This is a genomic window from Arthrobacter sp. NPDC093125 (genome assembly GCF_044754225.1).
Taxonomy (GTDB): Bacteria; Actinomycetota; Actinomycetes; order Actinomycetales; family Micrococcaceae; genus Arthrobacter.
In genome coordinates, this window is the sequence record NZ_JBIVOQ010000002.1 from 217475 (window position 1) to 236069 (window position 18595).

General features: G+C 61.2%; 21 protein-coding genes and 1 pseudogene. 6 read left to right on the top strand and 16 right to left on the bottom strand.

The window, feature by feature from the left end; translation table 11 throughout:
- Positions 1-13: 13 nt before the first annotated feature.
- The 11 genes and pseudogenes from ACIP9X_RS05500 to ACIP9X_RS05550 all read right to left on the bottom strand — a co-directional run.
- On the bottom strand, positions 14-1471 hold the full coding sequence (locus tag ACIP9X_RS05500) for a peptidoglycan DD-metalloendopeptidase family protein (protein WP_400478721.1): 1458 nt from the start codon (positions 1469-1471) through the stop codon (positions 14-16).
- Between the two features lie 3 nt (positions 1472-1474).
- Positions 1475-2389: a permease-like cell division protein FtsX gene (gene ftsX, locus ACIP9X_RS05505; protein ID WP_400478722.1), complete on the bottom strand. Its 915-nt coding sequence runs from the start codon at positions 2387-2389 to the stop codon at positions 1475-1477.
- Positions 2386-3153, bottom strand: coding sequence for a cell division ATP-binding protein FtsE (ftsE, locus tag ACIP9X_RS05510; RefSeq protein ID WP_400478723.1), 768 nt, complete (start codon positions 3151-3153; stop codon positions 2386-2388). The genes ftsX and ftsE overlap by 4 nt, the downstream gene beginning before the upstream one ends.
- A gap of 157 nt (positions 3154-3310) precedes the next feature.
- On the bottom strand, positions 3311-4426 hold the full coding sequence (prfB, locus tag ACIP9X_RS05515) for a peptide chain release factor 2 (RefSeq protein WP_400478724.1): 1116 nt from the start codon (positions 4424-4426) through the stop codon (positions 3311-3313).
- Positions 4427-4551: 125 nt separating this feature from the next.
- Positions 4552-4965, bottom strand: coding sequence for a pilus assembly protein TadG-related protein (locus tag ACIP9X_RS05520; RefSeq protein ID WP_400478725.1), 414 nt, complete (start codon positions 4963-4965; stop codon positions 4552-4554).
- A gap of 71 nt (positions 4966-5036) precedes the next feature.
- Entirely contained in the window at positions 5037-5579 is a 543-nt protein-coding gene (locus ACIP9X_RS05525; RefSeq protein ID WP_400478726.1) for a hypothetical protein, read from the bottom strand.
- Positions 5560-5955, bottom strand: a complete 396-nt coding sequence (locus ACIP9X_RS05530) for a TadE family protein (RefSeq protein ID WP_400478727.1) — start codon at positions 5953-5955, stop codon at positions 5560-5562. Before ACIP9X_RS05530 ends, ACIP9X_RS05525 begins: the two co-directional genes overlap by 20 nt.
- A gap of 3 nt (positions 5956-5958) precedes the next feature.
- Positions 5959-6201 (bottom strand): hypothetical protein, encoded by a 243-nt coding sequence (locus tag ACIP9X_RS05535; protein WP_400479046.1) that lies wholly within the window; start codon positions 6199-6201, stop codon positions 5959-5961.
- A gap of 108 nt (positions 6202-6309) precedes the next feature.
- Entirely contained in the window at positions 6310-7251 is a 942-nt protein-coding gene (locus tag ACIP9X_RS05540) for a type II secretion system F family protein (protein WP_400478728.1), read from the bottom strand.
- On the bottom strand, positions 7248-8105 hold the full coding sequence (locus tag ACIP9X_RS05545) for a type II secretion system F family protein (RefSeq protein ID WP_400478729.1): 858 nt from the start codon (positions 8103-8105) through the stop codon (positions 7248-7250). Before ACIP9X_RS05545 ends, ACIP9X_RS05540 begins: the two co-directional genes overlap by 4 nt.
- Positions 8102-9064 (bottom strand): annotated as a pseudogene (locus ACIP9X_RS05550) (CpaF family protein); the annotation flags it as partial. The pseudogene ACIP9X_RS05550 and the gene ACIP9X_RS05545, both read right to left, overlap by 4 nt.
- 101 nt (positions 9065-9165) lie before the next feature.
- Between ACIP9X_RS05550 and ACIP9X_RS05555 the strand changes: the two are divergent.
- From ACIP9X_RS05555 to ACIP9X_RS05570, 4 genes are all read left to right on the top strand, one after another.
- Positions 9166-9300, top strand: a complete 135-nt coding sequence (locus ACIP9X_RS05555) for a hypothetical protein (RefSeq protein ID WP_400478730.1) — start codon at positions 9166-9168, stop codon at positions 9298-9300.
- On the top strand, positions 9297-9488 hold the full coding sequence (locus ACIP9X_RS05560) for a hypothetical protein (protein ID WP_400478731.1): 192 nt from the start codon (positions 9297-9299) through the stop codon (positions 9486-9488). The genes ACIP9X_RS05555 and ACIP9X_RS05560 overlap by 4 nt, the downstream gene beginning before the upstream one ends.
- Positions 9489-9845: 357 nt before the next feature.
- Entirely contained in the window at positions 9846-10085 is a 240-nt protein-coding gene (locus ACIP9X_RS05565; protein WP_400478732.1) for a hypothetical protein, read from the top strand.
- Between the two features lie 88 nt (positions 10086-10173).
- On the top strand, positions 10174-10743 hold the full coding sequence (locus ACIP9X_RS05570; protein WP_400478733.1) for a DUF4352 domain-containing protein: 570 nt from the start codon (positions 10174-10176) through the stop codon (positions 10741-10743).
- 414 nt (positions 10744-11157) lie between these two features.
- On the opposite strand, the gene ACIP9X_RS05575 is transcribed toward ACIP9X_RS05570, so the two are convergent.
- The 3 genes from ACIP9X_RS05575 to ACIP9X_RS05585 all read right to left on the bottom strand — a co-directional run bounded on the left by ACIP9X_RS05575 (position 11158) and on the right by ACIP9X_RS05585 (position 13428).
- Positions 11158-11589: a hypothetical protein gene (locus ACIP9X_RS05575; protein ID WP_400478734.1), complete on the bottom strand. Its 432-nt coding sequence runs from the start codon at positions 11587-11589 to the stop codon at positions 11158-11160.
- A gap of 82 nt (positions 11590-11671) precedes the next feature.
- On the bottom strand, positions 11672-12193 hold the full coding sequence (locus tag ACIP9X_RS05580) for a hypothetical protein (protein ID WP_400478735.1): 522 nt from the start codon (positions 12191-12193) through the stop codon (positions 11672-11674).
- A gap of 404 nt (positions 12194-12597) precedes the next feature.
- Positions 12598-13428: a hypothetical protein gene (locus tag ACIP9X_RS05585; RefSeq protein ID WP_400478736.1), complete on the bottom strand. Its 831-nt coding sequence runs from the start codon at positions 13426-13428 to the stop codon at positions 12598-12600.
- A 915-nt stretch (positions 13429-14343) separates the two neighbouring features.
- On the opposite strand from ACIP9X_RS05585, the gene ACIP9X_RS05590 reads away from it, so the two are divergent.
- Positions 14344-15156 (top strand): DUF1524 domain-containing protein, encoded by an 813-nt coding sequence (locus ACIP9X_RS05590; RefSeq protein ID WP_400478737.1) that lies wholly within the window; start codon positions 14344-14346, stop codon positions 15154-15156.
- 232 nt (positions 15157-15388) lie between these two features.
- Positions 15389-16228, top strand: a complete 840-nt coding sequence (locus ACIP9X_RS05595) for a Fic family protein (protein ID WP_400478738.1) — start codon at positions 15389-15391, stop codon at positions 16226-16228.
- Between the two features lie 30 nt (positions 16229-16258).
- Here the strand turns inward: ACIP9X_RS05595 and ACIP9X_RS05600 are convergent, their stop codons facing one another.
- Together ACIP9X_RS05600 and ACIP9X_RS05605 are read right to left on the bottom strand one after the other, a co-directional pair.
- Entirely contained in the window at positions 16259-17611 is a 1353-nt protein-coding gene (locus ACIP9X_RS05600) for a hypothetical protein (protein ID WP_400478739.1), read from the bottom strand.
- A gap of 579 nt (positions 17612-18190) precedes the next feature.
- On the bottom strand, positions 18191-18478 hold the full coding sequence (locus ACIP9X_RS05605; RefSeq protein WP_400478740.1) for a terminase: 288 nt from the start codon (positions 18476-18478) through the stop codon (positions 18191-18193).
- Between the last annotated feature and the right edge of the window lie 117 nt (positions 18479-18595).

Below are 18595 nucleotides of genomic sequence, written 5' to 3' on the forward strand. Positions count from 1 at the left end.
GAGACCCGGCCCGCTAGAGCAAACGCATCGGGTCCACGGCTTCACCGTTCAGCCACGTCTCGAAGTGAGAGTGGCAGCCGGTGGAGTTGCCGGTGGTCCCCGAGTAGGCAATAAGCTGCCCCTGGCTGACCTGCTGCCCCACCGACACCACCACACTGGCGTTGTGGTAGTAGATGGTGGTCAGCGAGTTGCCCTGCACCACACCGTGGGAGATCTTGACGTTGTTTCCGCCGCCGTCATCGCCCCAGCCCGCGGAGAAAACGGTGCCCGCGGCCGGCGCATACACGGGGGTGCCGCAGCTGGCGCCGAAGTCAATGCCAGTGTGCATGTAGCCGCCGGAGCCGTAGAAATCGACAGTGCCCGGCGGCGTTGCACGCCATCCGAAACCAGAGGTGATCGGGACGCCGTTGGAGAACGGGTGGCGGAGTCCAAACGACGACGGCGGGCCGGGTACCGGCGGCACGTAGGGCCTCACGATCCGTGCCCGCGCAGCGGCTTCGGCGTCACCACGGGCACGGGCCTCGGCCTCGGCCCGGGCACGGGCTGCCGCTGCGGCCGCCTCGGCGATGCGGCGCTGTTCGGCCAGCCAGGCCTCGCGCAGCTTGCGGTCCCGCTCAACGATCTCTGCCGCGACAGCCTGCTGACGTGCCTTGACGGTGGCAAGCTTCTTTTGGATCCCGGGCTTGGCAGCATCCAGTTGCTGGTTCAGGCGCGCCGTGTCCGCGATGAGCTTGTCCACTTTGGCCTTTTTGGCGGCTGCTTCGTCCCGTGCGACCTTTTCCTTGGCGAGTGCGGCGTCAGCCCTGGCCTTGAGGTCCCGGATCTCAGCCTCCACTGCTTCCAGTCGGGCCTGGGAGTTCACGTTCGTGGCGTTCTGCTGGGTCAGTTTGTCCATGGCCGAGTTCTGGCTGCGCATGGCCTGGTCTGCCAGGTCAATCGTGTCGGTGAGGCTGCCGGTGTTGTTTGACCCGAAGAACAGAGTCAGGTTCGAGGGCACTCCCCCGGATTTGTAGGCCTGGGTGGCGATCTGGCCAATCAGCTTCTTCGTGCTGGCGATTTTCTGTTTGTCCGCATCAAGCTGCTGCGTGATCTTCGCCTTGTTCTGCTGGGCAAGGTCGACGCGGGCGGCCAATGCCTCCACTTCCTTCACGGCGCTCGCCACCCGGCCTTGGGCCTCGAGCAGAGCCTGCTGGGCGCCAGGCAGCTGGCCGCGGAACATAACGAGGTCCGCGGCCGCCTTGGAAATCTTGGCGTCGACGAATTCGAGGGACTGCTGGACCCTAGACGCTTCGGCCTTCAGCGCTGCCTGCTGGTCCTCAAGTTCGTCGGCAAAACCCGGAGCGGATGCGCCGAGGCCCGCTGCCAGCACCACCGCCAGGGCCGCACTGATGATCCGGAGCTGCCGCCCGGCTGGTGCGCAGGACAGCGTGCGGCCGGGCTTGGAGATCATGGGGATTCCTTCGGTGTTCATGGCTTACACCCTCAAGTATCGGCGGAGAGTCAGCAGAGAAGAAGTGCCTGCCAGGACCACGCCGAGTCCGACGAGGGCCGGCGCCAGCAGCAGTGTTTGGGCGGGGGAAATGAAGGCTGTGTCCGGGTATTGGTTGGACATATACTCCCCCAGGAAGAAGTGGGCAACCGCCCAGAGAGTTCCTGAAGCCAGGGCTGCGCCGATAACCGCGGCAATCACGCCCTCGAGAATGAACGGCAGCTGAATCACCGTCTTCGAGGCGCCCACGAGCCGCATAATGCCCGTCTCGCGCCGGCGGCTGAAGGCCGAGAGCCTGATGGTTGTTGCAATGAGCAGGATGGCACAAATAGTCATGACGCCGGCGATGATCACCGCAACGAGCGATGCTGCGTTCATGACGGAAAACAGACGCTCCAGCACCTGGCGCTGGTCGATCACCGTTTCCACCCCCGGCTGGGAGGAGAAGGTCTCACTGATGATCTGGTACTTTTCCGGGTCCTTCATGTTGATCCGGAAGGACGCCGGCAGCTGGTCCGGCGTCACGGAATCCACGATCGGAGAGTTTGAGAACTGCTCCTTGAAGTGCTTGTAGGCGTCTTCCTTGGATTCGAACTGGAAGTCGTTGATGTACTGGGACACGGCCGGTGATTCCAGGAGCGTCCGCAAATTGTCCTGCTGCTCAGGCGTCGCTGACCCCGAAGCGCAACCGGCCGCCGTCGAGCCTTCACCGCAGAGGAAGATGGCCACCTGGACCTTGTCGTACCAGTAGCCCTTCATCTGGTTGATCTGCAGCTGGAGCATTCCGGCCGCGCCGACGAAAGTGAGGGAGACGAAGGTGACCAGAATGACCGAGACCACCATGGACAGGTTCCGCCGGAGCCCGCTGCCGATTTCACCGAGGATGAACTGGAGCCTCACAGCCGGCCCTCCCCTGCGCCGGTGGTGTCGTCGCGCCCGCTGGCGTCCCGCAGCCTGCGGGACTGGCCGACGACCGGGATCATGGACGTGTACAGGGCGCGGGCTTCGTCGCGGATGACCCTTCCGTTCTTCAGTTCCACGACGCGCTTGCGCATTTCGTTGACGATGTCGTCGTCGTGAGTGGCCATAACCACCGTGGTGCCGTTCTGGTTGATCTTGTCCAGGACGCCCATGATGCCCATGGAGGTGGTGGGGTCAAGGTTTCCGGTGGGTTCGTCCGCCAGCAGGATGCCGGGACGGTTGACCACGGCGCGGGCAATGGCCACTCGCTGCTGTTCACCGCCGGAGAGCTCGTGCGGCATCCGCTTCTCCTTGCCTTCCAGGCCGACCGTCTTGAGCACCTCGGGAACGGTGTCCCGGATGACGCTGCGGCTCTTTCCGATGACCTGCATCGCGAAGGCCACGTTCGCGAAGACGTTCTTTTGCGGCAGCAGCCGGAAGTCCTGGAACACGACGCCGATGCCCCGGCGCAGCCTCGGCACGCGCCAGCTCGAAATGTTGGCGACGTTCTGTCCGGCGACGTAGACCGATCCGGACGTCGCGCGGTCCTCCTTAAGCACCAGGCGCAGGAATGTGGACTTGCCGGATCCTGATGCGCCCACGAGGAAGGCGAATTCACCACGGTCTATTTCAAGGGTGACAGAGTCCAGCGCGGGCCGGGTCGTCTGGTCGTAGACCTTAGTGACATTTTCGAAACGGATCATGATCCTAGGAACCCTGCAGTAGGGACCGTGTGGGCCAGGCCTGCAACCGGGGCGGGGGCTTTCGCTTGGGGGAAGTAGAGCTCCGGCTTCTCGACTATACCTATGGGGAAAGGCGCTCCCGGGTGAGTCGGAAGGGCGTGTCGCCGAAGAGAATTGCCTACTTCTCGGCGTTGCGGTTGTCGGTGCGCCACCGGATGCCGGCCTCGATGAAATCGTCGATGGCACCGTCGAACACAGCTGAAGTGTTCCCGACCTCGTGTTCGGTCCGCAGGTCCTTCACCATTTGGTAGGGGTTCAGGACGTAGGAGCGCATCTGGTCGCCCCAGGACGCCTTGACATCACCGGCGAGCGCCTTCTTTTCGGCGTCCTCCTGCTCCTTCTTGAGCAGCAGCAGGCGGGACTGCAGCACGCGCATTGCGGCAGCGCGGTTCTGCAGCTGCGACTTTTCGTTCTGCATGGACACGACGGTGCCGGTAGGGATGTGGGTCAGCCGGACGGCGGAGTCCGTTGTATTCACGGACTGTCCGCCAGGACCAGAGGACCGGAAGACGTCGACGCGGATCTCGTTGTCAGGGATGTCGATGGTATCGGTCTGCTCAATGAGCGGAATGACCTCCACGGCGGCGAAGGACGTCTGCCGGCGGCCCTGGTTGTCGAAGGGACTGATGCGGACAAGGCGGTGCGTGCCGGCCTCGACGCTCAGCGTGCCGAAAGCGTAGGGCGCCTTGACTTCGAAGGTGGCGGATTTGAGTCCGGCCTCCTCGGCGTAGGACGTGTCCATGACGGTGGTGGGGTAGCCGTGGCGCTCGGCCCAGCGCAGGTACATCCGCAGGAGCATTTCGGCGAAGTCGGCTGCGTCCACGCCGCCTGCGCCCGCACGGATGGTCACCACAGCTTCGCGCTCGTCATATTCGCCGGAGAGCAGCGTGACGACTTCCAGCTCTTCCAGAGCTTTGCGGATCGATTCGAGCTCTGCAGCAGCTTCGCCCATGGAATCGGCGTCACCCTCGTCCTGGCCGAGTTCGACCAGCACCTCAAGGTCGTCAATCCGGGAAGCCAGCTTGTTGAGCCGCTCAAGTTCGGACTGGCGGTGCGAGAGGCGGGACGTGATGACCTGCGCGGCCGCTGGATCGTCCCACAGGTTCGGTTCTCCCGCGCGCTCGCTCAGTTCTGCGATATCTTCCTTCAGCTCCTCGACGTTCGAGACGTTCTCGATGGAGGTGTAGGTGGCGCGCAGCGCGCGGATCTCTGCAGAAAAATCTATTTGAGCCATGGTTGTTTAAGCCTACGCTATTCGCCTCCTCCGGCCGGACCTTGGACCGCAGGAAGGCCTGCTGCGGTCCCAATCGCCCAGCCCTGGTTCACTGTGTCAGCATCGTTCACCGCGTCAGCCATCGTTTACCGCGTCAGCCTGGAGCGCGCCGTTGAGGCCGCCTCTATGCGGATGCCGTCCGGCACGAGGAAGTTCACCACGGGAGGGTGGACCGCGGCACTCAGAACCACGACGGCGGTTGAACCGTCGGGTGTGCCTGTTGCCGGCGCGACGGTCAAGGCGTCAATGCGGTCAAACGCGCCGTTCCTGGCAAGGTAATCGCTGGCGACATTCCGGATGCGGTCCCCGCTCAGAACAGCGGATGGGGTCCCGCCGGCGGTTTCCACCTGGCCCAGGGTGTAGCTTCCCGCCGCAGCCACGGAGGCGCCATCAGCCAGTGATAGCAGTTTCTTGTGCTCTATGTACAGGGTGGAGGCGCCCATCATCACGGTGGCCACCATTAGCGCCAGCATGACGAAGCCGATAATGAGGACGGTCATCTGTCCGTCTTCGGTTCCACCGGCGCAGTTTCGTGAGTGTTTCGGCGGCAGGTCTTGCAGCGCAAAGGTTTTCAACGGAACCTGCCGACGATCTGGGTAGCCGTGCCGCTGAGATGGCTCGCATTCAGCCGAAATGCGTCGCTGAAAGGGACGAAGGGCAACGGCACGCTCAGATGCACCGTTATGGTGACTGCGGACCCTGCGGCCATGCAGTTCCCGCGGTCGCAGCTGATTTCCACGCGGGCGTGATCGGCAGGGTGCCCGTAATCGGCGATCGCCAGAACCGCGGCCTGCTCGGCTGCGGACCGCCCCGAAGCCTCATCGGGCTGGGCAACAAAGACCTTGGCGGCCTGGTCCGCTGCACCCACCACTGCAAATGAACCGCCCTGTATCTGGCCGACGGTGATGACGAAGTAGACCACGGGCACCATGAGGAGCAGCCCCAGGAAGGTGAACTCGACCACCGCGCTCCCCCGCTGCCCCGAATCATGGGCCCTGGATGCGCGTGCAGTATTGCATGCGTCGGCGGTACCCCATGCTTCGCGGAGACGCTTCACTAATCGTTGCCCGACAAGGTCGGCCCAGCCGGAGAGTTCAGTTGTAGATTGCGGCATGCCCTTTCACTTCCAGTAGGTCCCGCGGGCCAATCAATCCCACCACCGGCATCGGTGCCCTGACCGTCACTTCGAGGGTCAGGAGCCCTTGAAAAGTGACTTCGCGTGTCTCGATGTCCTGGGCGAAGCTCCCGTTGAGGGCGGTGCCGATAAGTTCTCCCGTGCGCTGCCGCGCGTCCGCTGCGCTGCGGTCGGCCAGTGTCCCGTAACGCGCACCTGAAGCGGCGGCGTCGATCAGTGTGTTCCGGACGTGCAACACGAGCGCAAGCTGGATGATGGCCAAGAAGAACATGGTCAGCAGCGCGCCCACGAGCACAAAATCAACAACCGCAGAGCCGCGCTCCCGCTCCGGGCCGTCCGCGGCGACCGGGATCATTGCCTACTTTCCGACCGTGTCCATAGCCTGATTGAACATGGCTTCAAGCGCAGGTCCGGCAAGTGCGAGCAGTGCGGCGACGAGCACCGCGGACATGAGAGTAATCATCACCCAGCCCGGCACGTCTCCCCTTTCTGCATGATCAGCTTTGGCATGTCCGGCGCTGTGGAACAGCCGGATAAAGGCGGCTGTCGCCCCGAGGCGGCCGGCCAGTGCTGCCATGAGTGCAATTCCCTGCCTGACCATGATTGTCATCGACTTCCCGTTTCTTTGTGTTGGCGATTGCTTGTTCGTTGAGTTGGCGATTGCTTGGTGAGTGAGCTGGTTCTGTTCGGCGGAGCGGCTCAAGGCGATCTACATATTCAGGCTCAGTGCGGCCAGGCCGGGGAATACGGCAAAGACGACGGTCAGCGGCAGCACCCCAAAAACGAGCGGCACCATCATCGCGATCTCTTTCTTTCCGGCTGATTCCATGAGGTCGCGTTTTGCCGTGTCCCTCACGTCCTGTGCCTGGGCCCGCAATACATCCGCCAGCGGAGTTCCCCTCTCCACCGCGACGATGATGCCGTCAACGAACCGGATGAGCGGTCCGAGGTCCGTGCGGGAGGAGAACTCCTGCAAGGCTTCCACGAGGGGTTTTCCGGCACGCGTTTCGGCGAGCACCTTCCCGAACTCCTTAGAGAGCTCGCCGCGGGCACTCCTGCAGACCCTGTCCAGGGCACCTGTGGCACTCTCACCGGCGCCCACTGCCAAGGCCATTAACTCCGCGAGGCTGGGGAACTCGGCCATCATCCTGGATTCCCTTTTCCTAATCTCCTGTCCGAGCCAGTAATCGCGGAAGAGAAACCCGCCTACTGCGCTTCCAGCCGTTACCACGAGAGCCAGTACGGGGCTAAACCTTCCGGTCAGGGCACCCAGGGCAATCAACGCCACGGCCATCGTAGAGCCGCCGGCTGCCCAGAGCAGTTGTTCGGCGCGGAAGTGCACGGGTGACTTGCTGATACCGGCCTGCGCCAATCGGCGGGCCAGAGCAGAGGAGCCCAAGTTGAGCCGGCCGAGCTTCGCCATCCCGTCTCTGATCAAAGGGCGGACGATACGCTCCAGAGGGCCGAAAGGAGTGAGGTTGTGATCCACGGCCCGCAGCAGCCTGGACTCCAGGTTTTGCGCCTTGAGCTGCGGCTCGATCCGTTCAACGAAGCTGATGGGGCGCATGAACGGAAGGCGGACGAGAAGGAGCCAGAGTCCCGCGCCCAAGAGCAGGCCGCACACGATGGCAGCCGCAGGTATCGTCGTCATCGAAGGACCCGCTCCTCATCGGGAAGGGCCCCGATCCGCAGCATGATGGAGTAGCAGACCAGGGAGACGACCAGGCCTCCGAGCAGGACTGCGGCCCCCATTGGCGTGTTGTAGGCCGCCACGGCTTCAGGCCTGCTCGCCAAAAGCACGATGACGATCCATGGGGCTGCAACGGCAAGGCGGGCAGCGTTGACCGTCCAGGACTGCCGGGCTTCCAGCTCGCTCCGGGTTCTGGCACTTTCGCGGAGGAATTCGGCCAGGGTTCCCAGCAGCTTGCCAAGGTCAGAGCCGCCCACTTCCCTTGTCAGTCTCAGTGCCTCGATAATACGGTCGGCGACCGGATCCGCAAGCCGCTGCTTGAGCTGGTTCAGCGAGGCGTCAAACTGGCCTCCTGCGCGGTAGTCCGAGCCGAAGTCACGGAATACGGTGCGCAGCTCCTCCGGTCCCTTCTCGCCAAGCTGGATAAGTGCCTCAGGCAGCGAAAGGCCGGCCCTGATGGCGGATCTGAGATGGTCGATTGCGTCCGGCCAGAGCCGGCGGAGCATGGCAGTCCGCCGCCGCGCCCGCCACCTCACCGCAACGACCGGCAGCCATGCTCCGAACAGCCCGAAGCACAGGGAGATTGGCCATGACTTGCTAGCGGCGAAGAAGACCAGGGTCACGAACAGCCCGAGTCCCAGGCAGCTGCCGATGAGACCAGCGCCGGTTACCCGCTCGATCCCGGCGGCAAGCAGCAGATCCTGCATGCGGCTGGTTCTGGGCGCACGCCTGACTGTTTCCGGCTGCACCCAGGTGGACCACCAAATGAGGAAGAGTCCTGCACCCGCCAGCACCCCCAGCAACGGGGCGGTCACTGTGCCTCCAGCAGAGCTGCCACGTCGAAACCTGCTGCGGCGAACTTTTCAGCCGCCGGCATCGAACTGGGTTTGGGCTGCAGCTGGCCGTCGACCATGGTGAAGACCATGGAAGACTCGATGATGCCATTCTCCACGCGTTTGCCCAGGGACAGGATTTCGGTGACCTGTCTGCGGCCACTGATCTGGCGGCTGCAGTGGACCACGAGGTCGATGCACGAGGCCACGGTCGGGACAACGAAGGCGCTCGATATGTTATCGCCCGCGAGCAGCGGCAAGGTACAGATTTTCGTTACGGCGTCACGGGCTGAGTTTGCATGGACCGTGCACATCCCAGGCAGGCCTGAATTGAGCGCAATAAGCATGTCGAGGCTCTCCGCTTCCCGCACTTCTCCCACCACCAGACGGTCCGGGCGCATGCGGAGCGCCTCCTTGACCAGCCTGCGTAGCGGGATCTCTCCTTCACCTTCGAGGTTGGGCTGCCGGCACTGAAGTCCCACCACGTCGCGCAGTGGGAACTGAAGCTCAAAAATCTCCTCGACCGTGATGACCCGCTCGCGGCTACCGATGCTGGCAGCCAGGCAGTTCAGCATGGTGGTCTTCCCAGCCTGCGTGGCACCTGAGACCAGGATGTTGAGTCCGCTGGCCACGGCCGCGCCGAGGAACCGTGCGGACTGTGGCGTTAGTGTGCCCAGCTCAACCAAGTGCTCCAAGCGGCTCGCCTTGACCACGAACTTGCGGATGTTGATGGCCCAGTGCCGCCTCGTGACGTCGGGTATGACGACGTGGAGCCGTGAACCGTCCGGGAGGGCCGCGTCAACAAAAGGCGATGACATGTCCAAGCGCCTGCCGGAACTCTTCAGCATGCGCTCCACGAGATCCCGCACCTGCTGGTCTGTGAGGGTGAGGGACGTCAGCTCAGATTCGCCATTCCGGGCCACATAAATCTCCGTGGGGGAAAAGATGCCATATACGTTGCTTACATGGCTTCGGCCATGAAAAAGCCCCGGCAGGACGGCAATCCCCCGGGGCGTGGCAACCGCTTTAGAGGAGCGATTACATGCACAAGCTTATCGATTCGACGGGCATGCAGGAAACAGTCCGATTCATCTTTCACTTCCTGCTGATCTTCTCCCTGGTCGTCATCCCCCCTTACGCCGTCGAGGCCATCACTTCCCTGATGGGCCTGTCATGAGCGACTGGGTAAACCTCTCCGGAACCGTCGAGACCCAGTTCGGCGCTGACACTATCCACGCTTCCATTCATCCCGACCGTGAAGCCGTAACACTGGCGTACCGCGGAGGCGTTGACTGCCTCGTGATCGACGCCAAACATATCGACGCCTTCATAACGCTGCTCCAACAGGCAAAAGCAAGGCTCTGAAATCCTCCCCACCCTTAGCGGGGTGCTGGGATGCAGTCACGCGCCCTGTTTCGCGTGCCCGTTTCCGAGCCACTCGCTCGCGTGTTCCTGCCGTCCCCACGTACCAAGGGCGGCGCGGTCTATATCTCCACCTAACCGGCTATACCGCTAGCCGGGGCAGACGCTTAGCTACCGTTCGCCAGGCCACAGCCAGACACGTCCCAAGCCGGGCCGGGTCTACTCGTTGTGGGCGAATGTCGCAGAGCGGAGACGGGGGCGGCGGGCTTTTTTGGGGAAGGGGTTACTCACCTAGAAATACCTCTCCCTCTGGGAGTCCGTTTCAGTAAGCCAGGCACCAACCAACCGTTAGGAACAGCAGTGGATCTCGAACAACTCAAAGCAAAGTTTGCCGGTAAGCGCGTGAAGTTCGTCGGGATGCACGGTGAGACTGACGGGCCCGTGGGCAAGGTATGGCGAGTCACCAAGTACGGCGTGTGGGTCACGTTCGAGGACGGTTCACGCCAGCAGCTACACCCCGAAGGGCTCCGCGTCATTAGCCTAGATCAGGCCTGGGCCGCCCGCCCGCAACGGGGAGGCCGCAGCAGTCAGAACCGCTAAGTACGTCACAATATAAGCATTATCAGCGCTGAATTTGCTACGCCCTCTACGCAAGCTACTCTGACACTTGTTATTGCTTGAATCTTGAATGATTGGGAACACCATGTTTAAATCCGCTCGCGTGGCGCTTGCTGCCGCCGCTGTGCTGTCTCTGGGAACGCTTACCGCTTGCGGATCGTCTGCCAACACCGTCACTCCCGCCGCCGAAAGCGCAGCTCCCACCACCTCCGAGGCAGCTGCCCCTGCAGCGCCTAAGTCCTCCGGCACCTTCGCCGATACCATCACCTTCCCCGACGGTGTCTCGGTAAAGGTGAAGCCGGCCGTGGTCCCGGCGGGTCAGTACGCTAACAATGCCGTCGAGGGCAAGATTGTAACCTTCGACGTGACGGTGAAAAACGGCAGCAAGGAGGATCTCAACGCGGCTCTCATGAGCTCACCCAAGGTCACTTACGGTGCTGACGGAACTGCTGCCGAGATTGCCAGCGACCACGAAAGCAAGATTGGCGCATCGTTCTTCTCGACGATCCTGCCTGGCGAAACTCAGACGATCAAGGTCGGTTACGGCATTCCCGCCGCCGCGCACAAGGACGTGCGTGTCGAGATCATGGCCCCCAACTTTTCGGATAAGCCTGCGATCTTCAAAGGCGCTGTTAAGTAGCACCGGCACACTGCTCGAACAGGAGCGGCCAGAACCAAAGAACCCCGTCAGCCACTATGGCCGGCGGGGATTCTTCTTGTGACGAGCAGCAACGTCATGTTGATCGTTTCTTGATTCTCAGTCTCTAGGCTCTGAGCATCCGCCGGCCGCAACGACGCACGCCTTTCTGCGGCGGCGGTAGGTGGCCCGGTCCTAAGACCCCAGCGGGGCGGGCCACCGTTTCTAGCCCCAGGCGCGAGATAAAGCAACCCTCCGCACTCTGGGGGGACATACGAAGGGCTGCCGTTTATGACGCTACGCCGACGTACTCACTGACACAACCGGATTAGGTTGCCATTCGTTCACGTCCCTGCCGTAGTATCCCGCGGTAGGTGGCCCGCTCCGCGTATGGGGGCAGAGCGGGTCACCACTTCCCTACTCGGGCAGGAAGCCGGGGAGCCGTTTGCCCCAGCGGATCGGGCGTAGCTCGGGCGGGCATAGGTGGTACTCGATAATGTCCCACTCTGACGCCGTCAGGCGGCGAACGTTGTCTTTTGGGAGCCAGGCGGAGTGCATGTGGCCTTCATCGTCCCGCCAGCGCGTGAGGATCTGCCCGAGACCCCACCGCATAGCTTCCGCGTACAAGTTGACCGTACCGCCACCCTGGAGCGGAACCGCGGCCTCAACACGCGGCCAGTGCCCATACTCCCAGGAGTGCACTTCGTCAGGTTCGCCCTCGAGTGCCGGTGTCAGGTACTCGTACTTGACGCCGGTGAGGGTGAAGGTGGGCATGCCCCTAATATATCCGCGCCGCCTGCGCTGCCCGGTCAGCAGCCGCGCAACCGCCCCTGCATCTAGTTTCACCATGCCACGCAGGTTATAGGGCGAGACTGACATGGAGTATGGGCAGGCTCACGCAGTTTAGAGAACAGGCAAGAAAACCCAGTACCTATAGGATAGTCCCGCCTAAAACCTTGCGAATCTTCTCGACGGTTGCAGCGTCACCATGGACGGTCCAATTCGGACCAACCAGCGAAGCACTGCCCGGGAGCTTGTCGGATGCGTAGGACTCCTTTTGCACTCCGAACAACAACTTTGACTTCTCTGTGTCTAGATCCCAGTGGCCGAAAACTAGCTCATTTGTGCAGATACGAGCCGTGTCAGGGTACGCAGCCTCACTGTCGGGCATGTCGTCCTCACAGACAACACCGGCTGCCTCAACCGCCCGCACCACATCTGTCATCGTATCGAAGGCTGGTGCCTTCTCAGCCGGAGCACCGTCCAGCGCGACGGTAAGTTCAACATCAACATTCTCCGGGATGACCATCTCCCCCCAAGGGGAACTATCAATCACCGTCCACTTCGAAGGATCATCGTTCGGGTTGCCCGCCTCCGGGTTGACGTGCAACTGAATCTTCCCCGTGAAGCCCGGTATCGCCCTGATCTCCTCCATCGCGGCATCCAATTTCATCCCGCGAACCTCAACCAAACGCGCTTCCACAGGTGAAGGGCTAGGGGATTCAGCGGTGGTCGTGGGGGCCGAGCTTCCTGCATCCGGAGCACCAGCGCAAGCGGTAAGGAAAAGTAAGGCCATTGCTACCCACGCTGAGTGCTTTTTCATTTTTATCCCTAACGGGCTAGACGTCTTGGTGCGCAAATCCAATGAATTTTTATCACATCCAAGACCCCCGCCGGCCATCTCACGTCTAGCGGGGGTCTCCTGTTTATTCGAATAAGGCCAGGAGCTCGGGCAGTTTCTCGGCCAGTCCCGGCACAAGGCCTCCGGACTCTTGCCCGCGTTCAAGCAGGGCCTGCTCTGTCGAACCACAACGTGTCTGCACAGCTTCGGCCGTTCGATAGCGGCCTTAGCAGCAGCTACTTGCTAGGGTCATCTAAGGAAGCCAGAATGTCATGCACGATATTGTCTCTGACAATCTTCTCGAACTCGGCTTCATCGTTTCGAACATCTTTTGAAACAACCGAATGTATCTCGTCCGCAAGCGCCCACAACTGATGAGTCACTTGCTTGTTAGGGTCGATATGTACCCGCACCCAGAACGATCCCTCGTTCGATACCTCGAAAATGTACCGGGTCTTGGCCGCAGGCTTGTTTGGCGTTCTGATAACTCGAAATTCCAAGTAGGGTCCCAGCTTGGCAACTTCGGCTGAAAAACACTGCCCCTCCTCGCCATCAACTTCACCAACAAATTGCCAGGGTAGGGAACCCGCGACAGTCAAGTCCCTCACTAGGGCGAGCACCTTCTCATCCTGGGAGTACAGGAAATAGCCCCTGTCGCCCATAGCCTCCAAACGCTCGTAAATTGCAGCTTCCTCTTCAGAGTCAGCTAAGGGAGGATTGGCCAAGGCCTCCAGAACCGCGCCGAAGGCCCGCTCACGGGTAATATCCAATACCTGCCTCTGGACGGCCTTGAACAAGCCGCTGAAATCAATACCTTCCGCGCTTTTCTTGGTTGTGACTCTTCTCCGCTCCTCGAAGGGCCCACCCGCGGTTTGCTTAGTAAGACACAGCTCGTAGGAATAGTTAGTTTCGTAGCCCCAAATGTTGAGCGTGGTGCTGCCGTCGATTGATGTCCCAAAGCTTAGAGTTTTTGATGGTCCTTGATGAGTTTCGGACCACAAAAGATCCTGAGATTCTGTTTTGCGAATGACTTTGTCCACAAGCAGCTTCCAGAGGTTTGCGTCCATGCCCGGGATCCTAACAACGATGGTGAAAAATAAAGTCATCTTAGTTCCTTTGCCACGCGGTCCGCGAACGGACTCCGGTAAGTTATGAGCGTCCGGTCGGCTGCGTTAGGAAGCCGCTACCATTCCCGACTTGTTTTCAGCGGCGGTGGTGGTTCGCTGGGCGGCTTCAGACGCAGCCCCTTGGACCCGTCGCCCTTCCCCTGTAGCCCGTTCAAGCCGGGTCCTCGAATCCAAACCGGTGGACGTAATGATGATGTCCGGTGGCAAGTAATAAGGATGGCGCGCCTAAAATCGCCCCAACGGCTCCAGTCCAGGACTCGTTCGTGCCCGACGATGGCGGAGCCACACCAAATATGGGGGAATACTCGCGTGCCCAGTCCTCAACCTGTCTCTAAACCACCAGTCCCTCCGGTTAGCGGGCACAAGTTGCCGCGGAAACCGAAGATCTCCACCTTCATAGTCAGCAGCCTGGCTTTACTTCTCATAGTTCTTGGCTATGCATCAGGCGGTCTTGGGGGTGCGCTGGTGACGCTCGCCCTGTTCGCCGTCCTAACTGGTCTCTACGTGCTGTTGACCGGCCGCCGATCTTGGGCACGGGTGCCCGGCGGACGGAGGGCCGGAGCCGTGGTAGTGGCCGGCTCCCTCGTACTTTTCGTGGTTGGGGGACTAATCCTTCCACGCCCTTCTGCTGCTGACTTGGAGGCTGCCGCCGCGAAGGAAAATCAGAGGGCAGCAACCGCCGCCGCCACAACGAGCGCCGCTACAACTTCAGTATCAGCGTCCGCCACACCCTCGCCTACGCCCTCGGAGACCGGATCCCCACTGGACCCGGACACCGTCTCGCCGCTCGCTGCCGGAGCCAAATTTAACGCACCGAAGTCACAACCGCCCTACGCTACAAACGCTCTCGACCTCTTGGCGACACTACCGATCAAGGGCAGGGCACCCAAGACGGGCTACGATCGGGATCTCTTCGGTCAGGCGTGGTCGGATGTTGATCGTAATGGCTGTGACACGAGGAACGACACCCTTAAGCGCGACCTAACGAGCATCACCTTCACTAACACCGTCCCCTGCAAAGTTCAGACTGGCATCCTGGCGGACCCCTACACTGGCACCACGATCAGCTTCCTCCGCGGTGCAGCGACCAGCAGCGACGTGCAGATCGACCATGTAGTTGCTCTCAGCGATGCCTGGCAAAAGGGAGCGCAGCAGTTGACTCTGGAGCAGCGCACGGCGTTTGCGAACGAACCTTTGAATCTGCAAGCGACCGACGGTCCGACAAACATGAAGAAGGGGGACGGCGACGCGGCGACCTGGCTGCCGCCCAATAAGGGTTTCCGCTGCGAATACGTTGCCCGCCAGATCGTGGTGAAAGCTACCTACACGCTCTGGGTGACGCAGGCTGAGCACGACGCGATGGCTGATATCCTTGCCGACTGCTCGGGTCAATTAGTGCCTACCGCTGCCAAGGCTCCCGTTGCCGCCAAGCCCGCGCGGACGGCCGCAGCCGCACCTGTTGTTCCTGCCCCTGCCCCGGCCGCCCCCGTGGCTCCAGCACCTGCCGCACCGGCACCTGCCGCGCCTGTTGCTCCTGCCCCCGCAGCCGCTTACTACGCAAACTGCGCCGCGGCTAAGGCTGCAGGTGCTGCGCCGATCACGGCTGGACAGCCAGGCTACCGAGCCGGACTCGATGGAGACAGTGACGGCATCGCCTGCGACAAATAGACGAACAAAAGGCACGAGAAGCCCCGCGGCCGCCGAAAGGACGGCAGCGGGGCCTTTCTGCATACAGAGCCCGTCCCCTTGGGCGTACCGGGAGTCACTAAGTGTTCGGCTGCTCGACAAATTGACCCGCTCCACTACGTGGCCCCGTGATAACGTGCCAACATCTTCGCGACAAGAGCCGACTGTCGCCCTCGTGCGTCGGCGACGAACCCACTGAAGGAAACCCTGAAGGATGACCTCACCCGACCAACAGTTCGATGCTTTAGGGTTCACTTGGGACTGGGGCTCAGTCTCGGATTCATTACCTGGGGCCCCCTCGGGCCGAGAATCCTTTGAAGAGGCAACACCCCGGTACGTGCAGAACATCTCGGCAGCAACAGGAAACCCGATTACGCTCCCGGAGATACAGATCCTTCACTCGGGAATGTCCGTTGGTGGGCGCCGGCTTCAGGACCACAACCTGATAGTGGACCTGCTGAAGGCGTTCCGCTATGTAAGGCTCAAGGCGATGCGTGCGGCTGACAGCAGTATTTCGTTCAAGCTTGACAAGGAAACCGTCTGCAAAATCCACGAACTTGCCATGGCGCATTCGGACGATGAGCCCGGAAAATTTCGCGGGGAAGGGGCTGTGTCGTGGGGCGTACCCGGCTTTTTCCGAGGATACTGCCCCACGCCCGACGATGACGGCGGCGATGAGCTCCGTCTGGAATTTAAGATCGCTCAAGAGTTTCTGAACTCGCTCACTGATCCCACAGAAAGGGCTCTGGCGTACTACTGCTTGGGCGTACGTAATTGTTTCTTCCTTGACGGCAACAAAAGGACGGCGCTGTTGGTGATGAACGGCCTGTTGATTCAACATCGGAAGCCTTCCGTCACCATATCTCCCTCCGATCTACCAGCCCTGAACGAGACGATTGACCAATTTCTTTACTCGAGTGATGCAACGCCGTTGATGTTAGCGATGTGCGCACAGGTAGACCCGTTCTCCTCTGGGTACGTGAAATCCACTGAAGACAGGCGCGCGATCATTCGGGCACAGAGGCTACTCAAGCGGGAAGGGGTCTCGCCTTAAGGATTGAGTCGCATGTAGCGATCACTTGACCTAAAGGACCAGGATGCGCCCCCTGGGGGTTGATCCGCCTCTACGGGCTTTGGATTGCAGGCCGTGGAGTGCGCCGGTGCATCCCACGAGTGGGGAAATGTCCGAGACAACGTTCTTCCGCGTCCAATAAAACGCCGTCTCGCCAATGTGTTTTTGCCGTGCCGCGTCCACAGCCTCATCAAGAACAGGCTCGCCCGGATGGCTGGCCTTGCCATGCATCACCGTGTCATAGAACGAGCCGCACGCCTGCGCGTAGTCGCGAAGACTGATCTGCTTGGTACGGAGACGCGCCCGCTGCAGATCAGGCAGCAAAGCCCCAGCCGCGGAACCTGCATCCACAACAATCGCTACAGGCTTCCACTTCTCCTTGAGTTCAGCAAGCCGGGTAGCAACCCATGACGTACCCTCACGGCGGTCCACAACCTCAAAGTGAATCCTCCCGTCCTCGAGGTAAGACGCGGAGCAGATAGTAGCCGACTCCCTGCCCGGCGGTACATCCACGGCGAACGCAACAGACTTGCCCGGTTTTGCCTTCTCATTGAAAGCCTCAGCCCACACACCAGCCGGAATGACAGACTCCCCGCCGAGCTTTGCCCATATCGAGAGACGTTCACGGCGGAACTCCTCATCGCCGAGAGTCGCCATTTCAGTCCTTACATGGTCTTCAGAGATCCGCACCCCAAGGCCCGGGTTCGCCTGATACCAAGCGTCCACGTCATCCGAGGAGACATCATCAGCCGCCGACCACTCGAAATAGGTCAGCCCCTCAGACAACGGGTTACGGCCACGCTCACGCAGCGACGCAAGGACCTCGCTGTTCGCCATGCCGGCGCTGCTAGCAAACCAAAGCTGAACATTCCCAGTCATCGTCTGCGCCGCCATACTCGGCAAAAGTGCACTCATCTGCCCCTGAGTCAGGGCATACGCCTCATCCAGATAGATGGCACTGGCGCTAAACCCGCGTCCAGAGTTCGCGGAACGAGCGATGAACCTAAGGCGGTTCCCGTTTTTCAGCTCGATACCCTCCGAACCGTGGCTAGTGAACACCTTGGAGACTTTTGCGTCCAGTTCAGGTGTGCCCTCGATAAGGCCCATGATGCGGCGGAAGGACTCGCTGGTTGTCTTGAATTCCTGGCTGCTCGAGATAGCAAGACGCTCATTCAGGATGAACAGACCTGCGAGCTGCCGTGCATCCAGGACTACAGACTTGCCCTGCTGACGCCCAAGAACTAGCCCGACTGACGGCGCAGCCCATTTCCCGTCCTCACGGACCCCGAGGGAGCCCTTCAGGACGTGCTGCTGCCACGGATCTAGGTTCAACCCGGCTACTCGGGCCAGTTCGATAGCCTCCAACCCGGCGTCATACGCCGCGGGTGGTATCAGCTCGATACGCGGCCTCTGAGAACCTATCCTCACACTCACCATTCCCTCGAAGTCTTCAATTTCCCAAACGTCTTCTTTGTCTCGTCCAGGGGTTTAGCCTGCCGCCGCCCATTACAGGCAGCATGACTGGGTGCTAATTCGCCGTAGACGTGCCCGCCAGCGGCGATAGCCTCAACATGGTCTGCTTGGAACGCCATCGGGCTCGGGTAGCTCAGCAGGTAGTCAATCGGGTGCCCGCAGATGTGGCAGGGTGCCCCCTCGCGGGCGCTCTTACGCTTTAATCTGTCCCGCAGCTCCCGGTAATGCCGGTCATTCCTCGGATCCTTCGCCATTCGATTACCCCCTAATCCAGTTCTCCACGCCGCAGAACCGCGGCCATCACACGGTGCGACTCAGCAGTCGCCTCAACCCATCGGCCAGGATCCGACACCGCCACCGGGGCGAAGTGGGCCCGGCGGGAAACCACCCAATCCAGCACCGAATCCCAACCAGCCGGGTCAAAGGTGGCAAGGTTCGCCGGCACATCCGTTACGGCTTTGCGTTTCGGGATCACTCGGCAACCTCCGCGGGGATCGCCAGCGAGGCCAGGAGCTTCGCCAGAACGAGCCGCTGCTGCCTGGCCTCTACAACCGCAGGGTGAGCCTTCTTCCCATGCGGAGAATCAATGACGCTGCCCTCAGACTTCCGTGCATCCTCTAGTTCATTCAGGGTGTCCGCCGTCCGGCACGCCTCGAGCAGCACCAAGAGCTCATGCTCCCCAAGGTCAAAAGCATCCGTGACCGTAGACCACAGCTTCTTACCCGCGGAACCTAACCCATTCGGGGTTCTCTGCGTCATAAAACAAGTCCTTTCAAAAGGCCTCAGAAAGGCCACAAATCAATTCAAAATTGCAGGGCGGACTCCCGCCCATTCTCCGAAAACAAGGGCTTACAACGCCACAGAGGGCCGTACAAA